13 protein-coding genes are annotated in these 16,032 nt (G+C 58.2%); all 13 read left to right on the plus strand.

The features are described 5' to 3' along the window. Nucleotides 1-67 precede the first annotated feature (67 nt). The 13 genes from HMPREF3036_RS02500 to HMPREF3036_RS02560 all read left to right on the plus strand — a co-directional run bounded on the left by HMPREF3036_RS02500 (nucleotide 68) and on the right by HMPREF3036_RS02560 (nucleotide 15,358). Nucleotides 68-1,840 (plus strand): sensor histidine kinase, encoded by a 1,773-nt coding sequence (locus HMPREF3036_RS02500; RefSeq protein WP_062331235.1) that lies wholly within the window; start codon nucleotides 68-70, stop codon nucleotides 1,838-1,840. Further along, a complete protein-coding gene (locus tag HMPREF3036_RS02505; protein ID WP_062331238.1) occupies nucleotides 1,809-2,453 on the plus strand; it encodes a response regulator transcription factor in 645 nt (214 codons plus the stop codon). The genes HMPREF3036_RS02500 and HMPREF3036_RS02505 overlap by 32 nt, the downstream gene beginning before the upstream one ends. Before the next feature lie 35 nt (nucleotides 2,454-2,488). Continuing rightward, nucleotides 2,489-3,883, plus strand: a complete 1,395-nt coding sequence (locus HMPREF3036_RS02510; protein ID WP_197457923.1) for an FAD-dependent oxidoreductase — start codon at nucleotides 2,489-2,491, stop codon at nucleotides 3,881-3,883. A gap of 131 nt (nucleotides 3,884-4,014) precedes the next feature. Beyond that, the gene (locus HMPREF3036_RS02515; RefSeq protein ID WP_062331244.1) at nucleotides 4,015-5,499 is read left to right on the plus strand and encodes an FAD-dependent oxidoreductase; all 1,485 of its coding nucleotides are present in this window, start codon (nucleotides 4,015-4,017) and stop codon (nucleotides 5,497-5,499) included. A 250-nt stretch (nucleotides 5,500-5,749) separates the two neighbouring features. Beyond that, on the plus strand, nucleotides 5,750-5,935 hold the full coding sequence (locus HMPREF3036_RS02520; RefSeq protein ID WP_062331246.1) for a hypothetical protein: 186 nt from the start codon (nucleotides 5,750-5,752) through the stop codon (nucleotides 5,933-5,935). Then, nucleotides 5,932-6,210 (plus strand): hypothetical protein, encoded by a 279-nt coding sequence (locus HMPREF3036_RS02525; RefSeq protein ID WP_062331248.1) that lies wholly within the window; start codon nucleotides 5,932-5,934, stop codon nucleotides 6,208-6,210. The genes HMPREF3036_RS02520 and HMPREF3036_RS02525 overlap by 4 nt, the downstream gene beginning before the upstream one ends. A gap of 126 nt (nucleotides 6,211-6,336) precedes the next feature. Continuing rightward, nucleotides 6,337-7,080 carry a polyprenyl diphosphate synthase gene (uppS, locus tag HMPREF3036_RS02530; protein ID WP_369818383.1) on the plus strand — a complete coding sequence of 248 codons (744 nt, stop codon included), beginning with the start codon at nucleotides 6,337-6,339 and terminating at the stop codon, nucleotides 7,078-7,080. A gap of 355 nt (nucleotides 7,081-7,435) precedes the next feature. Beyond that, a complete protein-coding gene (locus HMPREF3036_RS02535; protein ID WP_005434935.1) occupies nucleotides 7,436-8,284 on the plus strand; it encodes a phosphatidate cytidylyltransferase in 849 nt (282 codons plus the stop codon). A gap of 77 nt (nucleotides 8,285-8,361) precedes the next feature. Continuing rightward, nucleotides 8,362-8,994, plus strand: a complete 633-nt coding sequence (locus HMPREF3036_RS02540) for a YigZ family protein (RefSeq protein ID WP_062331251.1) — start codon at nucleotides 8,362-8,364, stop codon at nucleotides 8,992-8,994. A gap of 181 nt (nucleotides 8,995-9,175) precedes the next feature. Beyond that, nucleotides 9,176-10,318: a metallophosphoesterase gene (locus HMPREF3036_RS02545; protein WP_062331254.1), complete on the plus strand. Its 1,143-nt coding sequence runs from the start codon at nucleotides 9,176-9,178 to the stop codon at nucleotides 10,316-10,318. A gap of 120 nt (nucleotides 10,319-10,438) precedes the next feature. After that, the gene (locus tag HMPREF3036_RS02550; protein ID WP_062331258.1) at nucleotides 10,439-11,605 is read left to right on the plus strand and encodes a 1-deoxy-D-xylulose-5-phosphate reductoisomerase; all 1,167 of its coding nucleotides are present in this window, start codon (nucleotides 10,439-10,441) and stop codon (nucleotides 11,603-11,605) included. 187 nt (nucleotides 11,606-11,792) lie between these two features. Then, nucleotides 11,793-13,604, plus strand: coding sequence for a lipid A export permease/ATP-binding protein MsbA (gene msbA, locus HMPREF3036_RS02555; RefSeq protein ID WP_062331260.1), 1,812 nt, complete (start codon nucleotides 11,793-11,795; stop codon nucleotides 13,602-13,604). After that, nucleotides 13,601-15,358, plus strand: coding sequence for an ABC transporter ATP-binding protein (locus HMPREF3036_RS02560; protein ID WP_062331263.1), 1,758 nt, complete (start codon nucleotides 13,601-13,603; stop codon nucleotides 15,356-15,358). Before msbA ends, HMPREF3036_RS02560 begins: the two co-directional genes overlap by 4 nt. Nucleotides 15,359-16,032: the final 674 nt, after the last annotated feature.

A 16,032-nucleotide genomic window follows, 5' to 3' on the forward strand; every position in this document is an offset into this window, starting at 1 on the left:
GTTCCACGGACTTCCGAGATGAACCTTTCTTTTTGGCGCCTCCGCCGCAATTGCCGCTGAGACGGGGATGGTCGCACCCTCCGGGGACGCTTCAGGTGTTGTGCGTGTTGGACTTGTCGACACCTTTACACCGAGCTTTTATATTGACGTCTATACGCCGCTTATCGAGTCGCTCAAGGCCAGACTGCCGCAGTACAGGTTCGAGACGAAGGAGATTTCTCATGCCGATGCAATGAAGCCCGAGTCTGTGGAGAACATCGACTTCGTCATCGTGTCTAGTGGAGGAGCGCGCATGCTTTCGCGTGCGGGGCTCCAGCAGATTGCAACGCTTCGCAAGAGTCGATGTGCAGATGTTAGCCGCAGTGTAGGCGCAGTCTTTCTCGTATCGGCGGGAAGTCCCGTGCAGACGATCGAAGACCTGCGGGGCCGCAGGGGGGCCGCGACGGCACCTTGGTCTTTTGAGGGGTGGCTCATTCCTCAAGGAGAGATCGCCAGACGTGGGTTCGATCCCGAGGACTTCTTTCGTGAAGTGACTTTCACAGAATGGAACTTTCCCGATGTGCTCACGCTTGTGGTGACGGGCATGAGCGATGCGGGCGTGCTTTCTGCGTGTGAGCTTGAGCAGGCGGTCAGAACAGGCGTTATACAGGCCGAGGATGTGAGGATCGTCGGCGAACGTCCCGAAAGGGCGGCAGGCGGCTGTGCAACTTCGACCGAACTCTATCCCGACCTAATGTTCGCTTCTTCCCCATCGGCGGATCCCGATGTGGTGAAGGCAGTAACTGTGGCCCTTCTTTCGATGCCTGCCGATGCCAATGGTCTTGACTGGCTGTCAAACACTCGCATGCAGGGGGTGGAGGCGCTTCTTGTTCGGCTGAAAATCGGTCCATACGCCTATCTGAGGGACAATTCGATCACGGCACTTGCGCTCCGTTGGCGCAATGAGCTTGCGGTCATGGGGCTGGTTCTGCTTCTTCTGCTTGTGCATCACTGGCGCGTCAACCGTCTTCTCAAGCGCAGGACGGCAGAACTCAGGGCTGAGGAGAGTGCGAGAGGAGCGGCCGCCGAAGCCCTCAGGGCCAGTCAGGAGAACCTCGCGCTTGTTGAGCGTGCAGGCATGGCCTCTCAACTCGCCGCCATGTTTGCACACGAGATCAAGCAGCCTCTGACGAGCATCGCCAATTATCTGACGGGTATCAGGTTGATGATGAAAATGGGAAACTTTGATGTTCCCAAGTGGACCGAGGCTCTGTCGGCAGCCGAGCACGAGACGCACAGGGCGGCGGACATCATCGAGCGCGTTCGCACGGTTCTTCGAAAGGAAACGCCTGGATTCGAGCCCGTCGACGTACGGGGTCTTGTCGGTGAGGCGCTGAAGCATGCGGGGCACTTGTCCGAGGTGGTCGACGTAAAGACCGTGTTTCCTGACGAAGAGGTACTGGTGAAGGGGGATGCGCTTGAACTGGAGCTCGTGGTTGTGAACTTCCTCAAGAATGCGGTCAGGGCGGTTGCTGATCTTCCCTCTCGGAGCTCGATTGTCGTTGAGGTCTTCTGTCAGAACGAGATCGTTGAGGTGAGCGTTCTCGACGAAGGACCTGCCGTCTCCGATGAGGTGTTCGGAGCGCTGGGCAAACTTACGAAAAGCGTTAGTAAGGAAGGACTTGGGTTCGGACTTTTCATTGCATCCTCTATTGCCGAGATGCATCGGGGCCATCTCGCCTTTGCGCGCAGAACTCCCCAGGGGCTGAAGGCCTCGCTCGTGCTCCCGCGACTGCGGGAGCTCAACATCAACAATCAGGAATGGAAACATGAAGCAGGTGCCTTTGATTCGCATCGTTGACGACGATCCTAGCGTGGGAGCATCCTTCAGATTTGTGCTTGAGGCCGTGGGCTATCAGGTGAGGACCTATGAATCCGCAGCTGAGTTTCTTGACGGTGATGATCCTACCCGCGAAGGCTGCATGCTTCTCGACGTGCGCATGCCTGGGCTGTCCGGTCCCGAACTTCAGACAAGACTCGCGGAGATGAAGTGTGATCTACCGATCATCTTTCTGACGGCTCACGGCGAAGTCCGCATGGCGGTGGAGGCCGTGCAGGCAGGGGCCCTCGACTTTCTCGAAAAGCCTGTCGATGCCGAAGCGCTTCTGCCGCTTCTCGCACGAGGGTGTGAACTTCATAGGCGGAGAAGGGCTGTCGCAAGGGAGCTGAAGCGGGCTGAGGTTCTCTGGAACGAACTCACTGATGCGGAACGGCGGACGGCAGAGCTTGTCGCCAAGGGGCTCCCCAACCGGCAGGCGGCTGAAATTCTGGGCCTTTCGGAGGACACCGTCAGAAGCCGAAGGGCGTCAGTGTTCGGAAAGCTTGAGCTTCACAATGCAGCAGAACTCTCTGAGTTTCTGCATGACATGGCGGAGCTCAAAACTGAGGCACACTGGTGGAGGACGGCAGAATGAGGAGGCGGACTTTGTGCGCGGCGAGCGCGCTTGCCATGATGACTCCTATCCCTGTGAGCGCGTTTTCGTTCGCAGAAGACGAATTTGACGTCGTGGTGGCGGGGGCTGGCGGTGCGGGGCTTGCCGCCGCACTTTCAGCCGCCGAGCAAGGAGCGTCGGTGCAGCTTGTCGAGAAGATGGCGGCGATCGGCGGCAACACGTTGCGTGCAAGCGGTCTGTTCAATGCGTCTGATCCTGCCCGTCAGGAGCCGATGGGTATCACGGACTCCCCTTCCTGGCACTATGAACAGACGATGGCGTCAGGACACGGCCGAAACGACCCGGCTGTTGTGAGGCGCTTCGTGTGCGAAGCGTTGCCAACCTTGAAGTGGCTTGAGTCTCTTGGCGTTCGATTCATGCCCGAAACTGTCGCCACCTGGGGCGCAGAATGGCCGCGCGGCCACAAGCCCACGCAACCGAGGGGGCAGGCCTACATCCGGACGCTTTCCTCGGAGTGCATAAGGCGTGGCGTAAAGATCCGCACAAGATGTGCCATGACGAGGCTTCTAATGAAGAACGGCCGAGCAGCAAGCATCGAAGTCGAGGATCTTTCCTCCGGAAGAGGGAAGGACAAGATGGTCTTTCATGCCAGAAAGGCCGTCATTCTGACGGCGGGAGGCTTTGCGGCGAATCCTGAACTGGTGGAAAGCTACAGGGCTGACCTTGCTGGCATTCCTACGGACAACAATCCTGGGAGTACGGGCGAGGTCATGCTTGAAGCGATAAGGGCTGGTGCCGCTTCGAACGCGCTCGAATGCATTCAGTGCGTGCCGGGCGCCCCTGAAGGACGGGGCTTCCAGGTGAGACTTGATCTGGACGCGGGCCGTGTTCTGATGGTGGATGGCGGAGGACGCCGCTTTATTGACGAGGACGGCTCGCGTGACGGACTCGCGAAGGCGATACTCGCCAGACCCAGAGGGTCCGTCTGGATGGTGACAGACGATGGCGCGGTCAAAGCCATGGATCTTATCAGCAGAAAGGACGTCTACAGAGGGTTGCAGACGGGCGACGCGCTCCGTGCCGATTCCTGGGACGCATTGGCTCTGCTGATGGGTGTCGATGCAGATGCGCTCAAGGACAGTGTCCGTGTTTTCAACGTCGAAGCAGGCATGGGCGGCGGCAAGTGCGCGCGTGTACGCTGCCTGCAGCTGTCGGAGCCGCCCTATTGGGCGTCAAGAGTCGTCCTCAATATTCACACGACGATGGGAGGACTCGTCATTACGCCTGACGCACAGGTTGTTGGACTCGACGGCAAGCCGGTGACCGGACTCTTTGCAGCTGGGGAGATCACGGGGAGCGTGCACGGTGAAAACCGCATGGGCGGCAATGGCATCGCCGATGCACTGACTTTCGGTCGGATTGCGGGAAGGACGGCGGTTCTCAAGCGTTGAGATCACTTTTTGTCAGTCTTGTCAAGATCCCGATGTGCTTTAGATTCCGTCGGGAGGAGCCTATAGTCGATTTCAAGCGATGCGGGAGCACAACCGCATCGGGACCATAAAGACTAATGGAGAACAGGCAAATGACTACCTCTCGTCGTGAATTCTTCAAGACCGCCGCCATGGGAGCGGTTGGTGCAGGTGCTGCATTCGGCACGGTTGCCGCTGAAGCCAAGGCTGCGGCCCCCTCCAAGTACGACATCATCATTTTGGGCGCTGGTTGTGGCGGCCTCACCTGTGCCGTGCGCGCGGCTGAAAACGGCCTCAAGCCGCTTCTTCTTGAAAAGATGGCCATGCCTGCGGGCAACACGATTTATGCTGCGGGCTTCCTCCTTGGCGTCAACACCTCCTTCCAGAAGGCCAAGAATGTTCAGGGCGATTCCGCCGAACAGTTCCTCAAGGACTGGATGAAGGTCACGCAGGGCAAGGCTGATGAAAAGCTCGCTCGTGTTGTTTGCGAAAACGCCGATGCCACTCTTGAATGGCTTCACGGTTATTGCGGCATCAACTTTGCGGCTGGTTCCAAGCTTGTCTGGCCGATGCTTTCCCGCGCACATCTCGTTGTTGGCGAACACAAGCCGGGTGGCGGCGAGCTGGCCCTGACGCTCATGAAGAAGGCCAAGGAGCTTGGTGTCGAGATCCGCTTCAATACGAAGGCCGTGGCACTGCTTTCCGATGAAAAGACGGGCGCCGTGAACGGCGTGCGCGTCAAGACGAAGGAAGGTCTCTCCGAAATCCATTCGAAGTTCGGCGTCGTGCTGGCCACGGGCGGCTTCTCCGCCAATCAGGCCATGGTCACGCAGTACATCGGTTCGGGTGGTGCCAAGATGCCGATCCGCGGTTCGCGCATCATCGCAGGTGAGAACATCAATCTTGCGCTCCCGTTCATGCCGAAGATCGTCAACGTTGACCAATACCACTGCGGTCCGATCTACGGTCCGACCGGCGCGAATCCGCTCAACATCGTCAATAACGGCATCTGCGTCAATGACAAGGGCGAACGCTTCACGGACGAAGGCCAGACCTACGTGCAGATGTCTCGAGACGTTGCGGCCATGACCAAGGCCAACTGGGCGTACATGATCGTCGACCAGGCGGGACATGACGTGCCGATTCTTGCCAACGACTGGGAGTCCTACAAACGCACCAAGGCTCCCGTGTACGTCGGTCAGACGCTTGACGAAGCGGCCGAAAAGGCAGGTCTTCCCGTTGACGCCGTCAAGGCCACTGTCAAGGCTTACAACGAGGCGATCGCTGCGGGCAAGGGCAAGACCCTGACGCCGGTCAACACCCTGCCGAAGGCACGCACGGTTGAAAAGGCACCGTTCTATATCGTTCCCTTCCAGGGGGGCATGACGGCTACTTTCGGCGGTCCGCTCATCAACGTCAAGGGGCAGGTGCTCGATACGGAAAACCACGTTATCGATGGTTTGTTCGCCATTGGCAACGCTGCGGGCGGTCTCTTCTTCGACAACTACATTGGCGGCGCCCAGCTTACGAGTGCGGCGGTGTACGGCATCGTGGTCGCCGATTTTGTCAAGGCGGCCAAGACTCCCGCCGGCAAATGAACGGCTTCAGATGAACTGAGCTGCCACAGCGGCTGTTGCTCTTGAGATGAGCGCAAGCATGCCGCTCTCATAAAGGGGACTCCTTTGCAAAAGAGGAGTCCCCTTGCTGCCTGATGCTCCCAGCTTCGCGGACGGCGATTTGCAGGATTTCTAAATCAGAATCATTGTCATTGGCCTAAGTGTTCGCGTATGATTGAAGAACGGCCTCCAGTCGGAGGGTTGACGGAACCATTTGCGGAGAGACAAAAGAATGTTCAAGAAGACTATCGCCATGACCGGCGCTGCGGCGCTTTTGGCCCTGGGCCTGACGGGCTGCGGTGCAACTCTGGGCGGAGGCGCCCAGTCCGAGGAGGCTGGCACGTCCGCAGACAACCAGCTCTGCGTAATTCCGCGCACGCCGACCCCGCAGCTGCTTGAGGCCGTGTCCGCGGGTTGAAGACTGCGGGCTATGAAGTCAAGGTCCTGCCCGAAGACGCCAAGACCGACGCCTGCGATCATTGTGTGCTCTACGGCCTCATGCTCAACGAGAAGCGCGACGGCGTGAAGGCCTTCGTCTTCCAGAGCTTCAAGAACGGTCAGCCTGAGCTTGCCGCCAACGCTCCCGTTGAAAACAACCAGGTGAACCTGCAGCAGGTCGCGCAGTATGCGGTCGAGTTTGCAGCGGCGCTCAAGAAGAATGGTGAGGCGGGTGGCACTCCTGCGGCTCGGTAATTCCTCTCTCCGGAAGAACAGCGGCATCCGGCAGGCTTGCGGGTCTGCCGGATGTTTGTTTTGGCTAGCGGACAAATACGTTACGGGATGCGTTCCGGGGCTGTTCTCAGCGCCTCGGCGTGTAAAATGCCTGCCTTGTACAAACACCGCTTTTCCTGCTCCTTTCTCATGTCCGCCTCCCACATTCCCCATCACGTCGCGATCATCATGGACGGCAACGGCCGCTGGGCCAAGTCGCGTCTGCGTCCGAGGACAGAGGGGCACAGGCAGGGCGTCGAGGCGCTCAACCGCGTGGTGGAGGCGGCCGCCAGGGCAGGCATCGAACGCCTGACGGTATTCGCCTTTTCGAGCGAAAACTGGCGCAGGCCCGCCGCAGAGGTCTCGATGCTCATGAAGCTTTTCGCACAGGCGCTCCGCCGCTGGTGCGAGCCGCTCGCCGAGGCGGGCGTCAGGCTTCGAGTCATCGGAGACAGGACGGCCTTTTCCGATACGGTTCGCGAGGCCATCGCTGAAAATGAAGCTGCCACTGCGGGTGGCACGAAGATGGAGCTCGTCATTGCGGCGAACTACGGCGGACGCTGGGACTGCTGTCAGGCGGCGTCCGAATGCGCCGCGGCAGGGCTTGAGATGACGCCCAAGAATATCGGAAGGTTCATGAGCGTGCCTGATGTCGATCTTTTGATTCGTACGGGCGGCGAATGCAGGATTTCCAACTTTCTTTTGTGGCAGAGTGCTTACGCGGAAATCTACTTCACCGATGCGCTCTGGCCCGACTTCGGCGAGGACGACTTGAAGGAGGCTCTTCGCTGGTATGAGGGGCGCGAGCGCCGCTTCGGTCGCACGAGCGAACAGCTCAGGAACGGCGGCTGAAGTCAGGGGGGCTTTCCGACTTTCCGACAACATGGATGTAGAGACGGCCTGCCTTTCAGCGGGACTTTCTTGTGCGCTCCAACCGAAGAGGCGGAAGAACGGGAGTGCTCGTCTTCGCCTGAATGCAGCCGCGTTTTCGGCTTTCTGGGTTTCGGATGCAGGACATGAGGCCTGCAGTGAGGAGCGGGCGCAGGCCTGAACAAGACGGTGTTTTCAATGCGCCCCTTTGAGGAATTCGGCCACGCGAGGTCCTGCATTGGCTAAAATGGCAGGATGTTGGCCTTTATATGAAAGGCGACACCCCCATAGACATACAACGCGCCGGTCACGAGAACCGGCCGGAGGTTCCTTCATCATGTTGCTTACGCGCGTGATCACCGCAGCCGTGCTGCTGGCCGTTCTGACGCTCTCGATCTACATTGGTCCGTTTGCCTTTGCAAGCGTCATGGCCATTGCCTTCGGCGCCACGCTCTATGAGTGGCTGCGCATCGGCGGCCTCGGTCCCCGTCCCGCTCTTCTCGTCGCCGCCGTCGAAATGGTAGTCCAGCTTTCGCTCTACTGGGCGGGTGCGCTTGACCGCATGAACTGGTTCCTGATGCTCATGAACGGCTGCGTGATGCTGGCCTGGTTCGTGATCTTCTTTGCGGAACTCTTCCATCGTGAAAACGGCTTCAAGGTCTCGCAGCGCCAGTGCCTCTGGTCCGCCGTGACCTTCGTGCCCGCCGCCTACCTGTCGCTTCTCTGGCTCTTTGAACAGGGGGACTGGGTGCTCGTCCTCTCCGTGCTCCTTATCGTCTGGGGCGCCGACATCTCCGCCTACTTCTGCGGTCGCGCCTGGGGCAAGCACCGCATGGCGCCCGCCATTTCGCCCAAGAAGACCTTCGAGGGCGCGATCGGCGCCTACGTGATCGTGATCGTCTTCTTCGCGCTCACGTACGTCTTCTGCGTGCAGCAGAACGTCTTCACGAACTACCTTTTCGACAATGCGGGCTTCCTGTGGGGCGTCGGCGTGCTCGCGATGCTCGTTGCGCTCTCGATTGCCGGCGACCTCTGGGAGTCGATGCTCAAGCGCCTTGTCGGAATCAAGGACTCTTCTAACCTGCTGCCCGGCCACGGCGGCTTCTTCGACCGCATGGACGCCTCGCTCCCCGTTCTGCCTGCCACGGCCTTCATCATGCTGTGGATCCAACTGATCGTTCACTAAGCCTGAACTGAGGATCATGCAGAGGGCGCGGTACCGACAACTCGGCCCGCGCCCGTTCTTATTTTGGACCCTGATTCATGACCGACGCCTACAAAGTCCCCGACCTTGCGCCCGGCGCCTTTCACCGGGCTGAAGAGACCGTGCGCCGCTCCCGCTTCATTGTGACGATGGCGAGGGTTTCGAGTCCCGAGGAGGCGAAGGCCTTCATCGACCGCATCCGAGAGGAGCACGCGGGCGCCACTCACAACTGCTGGGCCTACAACGCAGGCGCTCCCGGCGACACGGCTCAGGTGGGCGCGAGCGACGACGGAGAGCCAAAGGGCACGGCGGGACGTCCCATGCTCACCGCACTCCTGCACAGTGACGTGGGTGAGGTGGCGGCCGTCGTGACGCGCTACTTCGGCGGCATCCTGCTCGGCACTGGCGGTCTTGTCAGGGCGTATCAGGGTTCGGTTAAGCTCGGACTTGAGGGCCTTCCCGTCACGCTTCGCGAAGACATGCGCCGCTTCGTGGTTTCGATCGAACCCCATCAGGTTTCGGACTTCCAGCACTTTCTCGCCGAGTCGAGGGGACGCGTGCAGTCGTCGGACTTCCGCTTTGACGCAACCTTCGAGGTGCTCGTCCCGTCGGACGAGGCGGACGCCTTCGTCGAGCGCCTGTCGGAGGCCACGGCGGGCGAAGCGCTCATCGATCCGATTGACGAGGAGTAGGTCCTCAGGGAGATTCAAGCCCGGGAGGATCCCATGAATGTGACTGCATCTGTCAGGCTGCAAGTCTTCGCAAGAGAAGGATCGCGTGAAAACATCGCGGTCTAGAATGGGATCATGGGCAGTTCGCCCTGCAGGATTTGCCGGCCGCAAGGCCTAAACAGGACGAGAGGATTGGTTCGCCGTGCGTTTTGCAATTTTTCATGCCGTCTGTGCGCTCTGGGTGCTCTGGCGCTTCTGGCTTCCGATGAATGCACCGCGGGCGGTGAAGGTCGCGGGCTTTGTTGTGACGCTTCTCATCGCCGCCTTTCCCGCCGTCACCGCCACGTTCTTCGGCGGGCTCGTTAGCCCCGAGCTGCCCGCCTGGGTGCTGGCCGCCGGCAACGGCTGCGTCTTCGCGCTCACCGTGCTTGCAGGCCTCACGCTGCTTCGCGAGGTCGTCATCTTTCTGTCCGTTCTGGCCGGCCGTTCGGGAGAGCGCATGCATCGCTTCGTGCAGAAGGACAGGCGCGTGGCGATCGGCATGACGGCCGCGGCCGTCGGCATTTCGGCCTTCGGTCTTCGGCAGGGACTCAGGGTTCCCTGCGTCAAGGAGATGACGGTTCCGATCGAGGACCTGCCTGCGGGACTTGAGGGCATGAGGATCGTGCAACTCTCCGACCTGCATGCGTCGGCGCTTCTGCGCGCGCCCCACATGAAGGATCTCGTGGCAAGAGTCAACAGCCTCTCGCCCGATCTTGTCGTCATCACGGGCGACCTCGTCGACGGCGAGGTGGACGTCAGGTCCGAGGACGTTGCTCCGCTCGCGGAACTTCGTGCACGGCACGGCGTCATCGCGGTCGAGGGCAATCACGAGCACTACCTTGACTACGAAGGTTGGATGAAGAAGATTCCGTCGCTCGGCATAAGGCTTCTGAGAAACGAGTGGAGGGCCGTCGAGCACAACGGGGCCACCCTTGTCGTGGGCGGCGTGACGGATCCTTGGGCAAGGCGCTTCGGACGCGAGCTGCCCGATCCCATCAAGGCCTTTGCGGGCGCACCCGAAAAAGGACCGAGAATTCTTCTTTCCCATCAGCCCAAGCACGCCCGAAAGTACGACGAGGCTGTGCGTTTTGACCTGCTGCTTTCGGGGCACACCCATGGCGGGCAGCTCTTTGCGCTCACCGAGCTGGTGGCGATCCTCAACGCGACCTTCGTGCGGGGCTGGTATGCGCTCAAACATGCGAGGCTCTACGTGCATTCGGGCTCGGGCGTCTGGAACGGCTTCCCCGTGCGCGTCGGGGTGCCGAGCGAGATCGCCGTCTTCACGCTATCCCGAAAGGCCTGAGGCTTAAGGCCCGGGCGTTCGGCCGCGGGTAAAATACTGCGCAGAACAATGGAAGCCTGACGGCAAGGACCGCAGGCCGACCGACAGGAACAATCGAATCAACAACTGACAAGGGGCAACATGACACAGTCCATCACGATTCTCGGCGCAACGGGTAGCATCGGCCGTTCGACGCTTGACGTCGTCTCGCGCTATCCCGAGCGCTTCAGCGTTCACGCCGTGGCGGGCGGCTCCCGCGTGGAGCCGCTGGTGGACGTCTGCCTCTCTGCACGTCCGAAGCGTGCCGTCATTGCGGATGCCTCGAAGGTGGTGGAGCTGGAACAGGCCCTCTGCACGGTCGGCCTCGGCGACATCGAGGTGCTCGGCGGCCCCGAGGCCGTCTCCCGCCTCGCGGATGATCCCGACACGGACGTCGTCGTGCAGGCCGTGGTCGGCGCCGCGGGCGTTGCGCCCACCTTTGCGGCCGCTCGCGCGGGCAAGCGCCTTCTTCTTGCCAACAAGGAGAGCGTCGTCTGCGGCGGCCGTCTTCTGATGGAGACCGTCAGGAATTCGGGCTGCGAGCTTCTGCCCGTCGACAGCGAGCACAATGCGATCTTCCAGTGCCTCGCGGGCGCGACTGAAAAGGCGAGGGCGGGTGCGAGGATCGTCCTTACGGCCTCAGGCGGCCCGTTCCGCGGCCGCACGAATCTTGAGGGCATCACCCCCGAGCAGGCCGTCGCTCATCCGAAGTGGTCCATGGGCCGCAAGATCAGCGTCGACTCCGCGAGCCTCATGAACAAGGGCCTCGAGGTGATCGAGGCGCGCTGGCTCTTCGACTTCGAGCCCGAGCGCATCAAGGTCGTGGTCCACCCCGAGAGCATCGTGCACTCGGCGGTCGAGTTCGAGGACGGCGCGGTCATCGCGCAGCTGGGCTCGGCTGACATGCGCACGCCGATCGCCTACTCCCTCGGCTGGCCCGAAAGACTTGACGGCTGCGCGAAGCGCCTGAGCCTTGCCGAAATCGGCAGGCTGACCTTCGAGGAGCCCGACACGAAGACCTTCCCGCTTCTTCAGGCCGCCTACGATGCGCTGTCCGCCGACAACGGCGCGACCATCGTTCTCAACGCTGCCAATGAAATCGCCGTCGAGGCCTTCCTCGAGGGCCGCATCGGCTTCACCGACATCTTCAGCACGGTGCGCGGCATGCTCGAGAGCATTTCGGCGCCGCTTCCCGGTTCGGTCGACGAGATTGTCGAGCTAGATCGTGCTGTGCGCATCAAAACGCGCGAATGTCTTGCAAGACTTTGAATATACGTCGCCGTTTCGGCTTAGCCGTCATGGATAAAAGGACGGAGAAATTCACCATGTTGTTTTCTCTGCAAAAATGTTGCAGGTACAATAGCGCCATGGTCGAAACCGTTCTTCACCTCAGGAAAGAACGCACCGCTCTCTCTTCCAGCAAACTCCTGCATCTTAAGAAATGCTCGACCCTTGCATGTCTCTTATAACTCGTCTCAAATCCAAGCTCAATCCCAGTCTTCTTAGGCTGGTGACTTATCTGAAGCCCCATCGTGGCAAGATCGCGATGTCAATCGTCTTCATGATCGGAGCTGGTGCCGCTTCTTCCCTCATCGCGATGCTGCTTGGCAAGCTCACCGACGTCGGGTTTTACGATCAGGAAGCCTGGATCGTCGTGGCTGCGCCTATTGCGCTCATTTTCATCTCGGTTCTGCATGGCGGGAGCATGTTCATGAGCAATTATCTGCTCGGGAAGACTAGTCAGGCCGTGCTTGTAAAACTCAGAGGGGAAATCTTCCACAAGATCTTGCGTTGGCCTGCCGCTACTTATCAGAAGAATTCCACCGGTAACATCACGTCAAAGTTCATCTTTGAGGCGAATGTGGCACTCTCGAATGCGAGCAAGTCCTGCATCATCCTGGTGCGTGACAGCGTGCAGGTGGTGGCGCTCACTTGCGTGCTCGTCTGGAACAACTGGATGCTCGCCATTGTGAGCCTCATTATTGTGCCGATGATTTTCAAGTTGCTCCGATACATCTCCAAGCGAATGAAGACGATCATGGAGACCTGCCAAGCATCCTTTGCTTCCGTACTCGAGCGTGTGAAGGAAGTGTACGAGGGGCATCGCCTGGTCAAACTCTCTGATACCTACGCTCTCGAAATGGATCGTTTCAAACGCATCAATGACGGCGTGAGCAAAATGATGATCGACATGACAAAGGTGACCTCCATGGGGACGCCGCTCACGCAACTGATTTTCATGTCAGGAGTTGCTCTGGTACTCGCGTTCGCGATGTTCCAGATCAGCCAGGGGGTGATTACCATGGGGGATTTCGTGACCTTCCTGGCGGCGCTTCTTCTTCTGATGCCGCCGCTTCGAAATCTCGCGGGTGTCAATTCTGGTTTCGTGATGATGGCGGTGGCAGCCGAAAGCATCTTTGCGATGCTCGACGAAGCCGACGAGACGGATGAGGGCAAGGTGGATTTGACGACCTGCAAGGGTGACTTCGTCTTCGAGCATGTCTCGATGCGCTATCCGAACACCAAACGCGATGCAGTTCACGAGTTCAATCTGGAAGTCAAAGCGGGCGACTGTATTGCCCTGGTCGGGTTGTCTGGGTCTGGGAAGAGTACGCTCGTGCACATGATTCCGCGTTTTTGGAATCCTACAAAAGGTCGGATCTTACTGGACGGTATCGACATTCGGGACTTGAGGCTGGAGTCGCTTCGCAGGCACATTGCCATCGTCTCGCAGGACGTCATGCTTTTTGACGATACGATTCGCAACAACGTGCTTTACGGCTCGCCTGACGCTACGGAAGCCGAAGTCTGGAAGGCGTTGGAGGATGCTTCTTTGGCGGATTTTGTGAGAACCCTTCCAGAGGGGCTCGACACGTTGGTGGGTGAAGGTGGCAGTAGGCTCTCCGGCGGCCAGAAGCAGCGCCTGTCGATTGCACGGGCGTTTTTGAGAAATACCCCGATTTTAATTCTGGATGAGGCTACCAGTGCGCTTGACAGTGAAAACGAGATGAAGATCAAGGGAGCGCTCGTCTCATTGATGAAGGGACGAACGACGTTTATGGTCGCGCATCGCTTTTCAACGATCGAGCACGCTACGAAGATTGTGGCGATGGCCGACGGTGTGGTCAAGGAAATGGGTACGCATGCCGAGTTGCTTGAACAAAATGGTCTCTTTGCCGAACTTTTGCGACTGCAGTCACTGGAAAAGCGCGAAGATAAGACTGAAAACAACAATAAAGGTAAGACGGATGGAGGGGAGCTGGCATGAAGTGGATGGAGAAAGTAGATCCTGATCTGCGCCGTCTTTATCGATATTTTCTCCCGCATAAATGGCGTCTGGCCGTGGCGGTCGTCTTTTTAATGGGGTCTGCCAGCATGTCGTCCGTGACGGCGACTTTGCTCGGTAAAATGACTGACATCGGGTTTTATCATCAGGAAGGCTGGAATATTTATGCAGCACCGCTTGCGCTCATTGGCGTGACTCTGGGGTTTGCCATCTGTACGGTGATAAGTACGGTTCTAATGGCCAAGGTCAGCCAGGCCGTGCTGGTCAAACTGCGCATGCAGTTATTTGAAAGCATTTTGCACTGGCCCGATGCTGAATATCAGCGGAATACAACGGGGCGAATCAGTTCCAAGTTCGTCAACGAAGCGACGATGGCGCTGTCGGGAGCGGCACAGTCCTTCATCGTATTGGTGCGTGATTCGATTCAGGTCGTGGCGTTGCTGTCGGTGCTTTTTTGGCATGATTGGCAACTTACGCTCGTGACGTTCGTCATTATTCCGGGCCTCGCGTTGACCCTGCGCACGATTTCAAGACGTATACGAAAGATCGTGAGGGAAAGTCAGGAAACGCTCGGCAAGATGATTTCGCGAGTACAGGAGACCTATGAAGCCGAGCGTCTGGTCAAGGTGAGCAATACCTATGACTTTGAGGAAAAGCGCTTTGCAGAGGTTAACGAACACATTTTCAAACTGACGCTCAAGAACATCAAGATGACAGCTGTGACGACCCCCGTGACGCAAATGCTCACGATGGTGGCCATTGCCTGCGTTGTTGGGATGGCGCTTTACGAAGCGCAAAAAGGATTATTGACGATCGGGGAGTTCATCACTTTCCTCTCGGCATTGTTGCTGATGAAGGCGCCGATTCAACATCTCTCTGGACTGAACGGCACCTTTGCGAGTATTTCCGTAGCTGCCAAGAGCATCTTCGATACGATTGATGCTGAAAGGGAGAAGGACGATGGTCCGGATTTGCTGATTCAGCCGGGCGGTGGCACTGTTACGTTTGAGAATGTGACGGTTGTTTACCCTGGCAAGGATGTCCCAACGCTGAAGTCTTTTTCCTTGGAGATCAAGCAAGGCGAACGCGTTGCGCTGGTAGGTCAGTCGGGCTCGGGTAAGACGACATTGGTTAACCTGATAGCGAGGTTCTTGGAACCATCGGAAGGGCGAATTTTGATCGACGGTCAGGACATATCGAAGGTTTCGCATCGCAGCTTGCGCCGTCAGATGGCGTTTGTGACTCAGGATGTCGTACTCTTTGACAGTACGTTGAAAGATAATCTCACATACGGTCTGGGAAATGTAACGGAGTGCGACATTCAAAAGGCTTTGGAAGTAGCATCACTGACGGAGTTGGTCCAAGCGTTGCCTGAGGGGTTGGAGACGCGTGTGGGCGAAGGAGGAAATATGCTTTCAGGAGGCCAAAAGCAACGAGTGTCGATTGCTAGAGCATTTCTGAAGAATGCACCTATTCTGATCATGGATGAGGCAACAAGTGCCTTGGATAGCAAGACAGAGCAACAAGTCGTGGAAGCTATGAACAGATTGAGGGAAGGGAGAACTTGTATTACTGTCGCTCATAGATTGGGGAGTGTGATGGAAGCAAATAGAGTCTTTGTGATGAGTGCAGGAAAAGTAATTGAAGAGGGTTCACCCCAGAAGTTAATTCAGATGAAAGGCTTTTTCTATAGGGCGGCTAAGGATCAGTTATTAGCGGGGCGCGGTAAATCTTAGGCCTCTTCTGGACTTTTGGGGAAATCGGACATCCCGGGCCGCCAGACCCAGCCCAGAAACTAAGAGCGCGTAGGATCCTGTACCGTTTCGTATCAGCTACGTTGTCAATAGGGTGGGGGTTGAAGCCTTGTTAATCAGGAACCAGTAGTAGAGAGTCCAGAGCGTCACGACGCGGCTGCGATTCTTCGCGATTCCACGATAACCAACGGCAGCGATCTGTGTCGTCATGAACCTTGTGGCGGCCCCTGCAGGACGCTTCGGGGTTTACGAAGCCGAATTGCGAAAACAAGGCGGAACGAAAAAGGTCTGCCGCGCCCACTTTGTACGGGCGGTGACGTTCAGGCGGCTTTGCCCTCTGAAAGAGCTGGCTGACGGTCGAAGTGAATCCTCTGTCTAGTTGGAGCAGCATGCCATAAAACGGCTGTAAGGGTTTATGCCCACCTCATCAATTTGCAAAACTGTTATTCTTTTTTCCTTAGGGTCCTTGACGATACTCAACCGTAGGTCGCGCTTCTCCAGTAATTCTGATCTCTTTTACTTTCAATGCGGTATACATATCCCCTCCCTTCTGTGCACTGCAAGCAACTCCATCTAACCCAGAATAGTGTTTTTCGACAGGCATCCCCCTTTCGGGAAGGCCACTATGGAATAGTTAGAAAATAATCTATACAACT

The sequence above is a fragment of the Sutterella sp. KLE1602 genome (genome assembly GCF_001578585.1).
GTDB lineage: Bacteria > Pseudomonadota > Gammaproteobacteria > Burkholderiales > Burkholderiaceae_F > Sutterella > Sutterella wadsworthensis_A.

Bases quoted from the DNA above. Each gene is read 5' to 3' on its own strand.
- HMPREF3036_RS02500 (WP_062331235.1), top strand. From the start codon at position 68: ATGGTCGCACCCTCCGGGGACGCTTCAGGTGTTGTGCGTGTTGGACTT.
- HMPREF3036_RS02505 (WP_062331238.1), top strand. From the start codon at position 1,809: ATGAAGCAGGTGCCTTTGATTCGCATCGTTGACGACGATCCTAGCGTG.
- HMPREF3036_RS02510 (WP_197457923.1), top strand. From the start codon at position 2,489: ATGATGACTCCTATCCCTGTGAGCGCGTTTTCGTTCGCAGAAGACGAA.
- HMPREF3036_RS02515 (WP_062331244.1), top strand. From the start codon at position 4,015: ATGACTACCTCTCGTCGTGAATTCTTCAAGACCGCCGCCATGGGAGCG.
- HMPREF3036_RS02520 (WP_062331246.1), top strand. From the start codon at position 5,750: ATGTTCAAGAAGACTATCGCCATGACCGGCGCTGCGGCGCTTTTGGCC.
- uppS (WP_369818383.1), top strand. From the start codon at position 6,337: ATGCCTGCCTTGTACAAACACCGCTTTTCCTGCTCCTTTCTCATGTCC.
- HMPREF3036_RS02535 (WP_005434935.1), top strand. From the start codon at position 7,436: ATGTTGCTTACGCGCGTGATCACCGCAGCCGTGCTGCTGGCCGTTCTG.
- HMPREF3036_RS02540 (WP_062331251.1), top strand. From the start codon at position 8,362: ATGACCGACGCCTACAAAGTCCCCGACCTTGCGCCCGGCGCCTTTCAC.
- HMPREF3036_RS02550 (WP_062331258.1), top strand. From the start codon at position 10,439: ATGACACAGTCCATCACGATTCTCGGCGCAACGGGTAGCATCGGCCGT.
- msbA (WP_062331260.1), top strand. From the start codon at position 11,793: ATGTCTCTTATAACTCGTCTCAAATCCAAGCTCAATCCCAGTCTTCTT.
- HMPREF3036_RS02560 (WP_062331263.1), top strand. From the start codon at position 13,601: ATGAAGTGGATGGAGAAAGTAGATCCTGATCTGCGCCGTCTTTATCGA.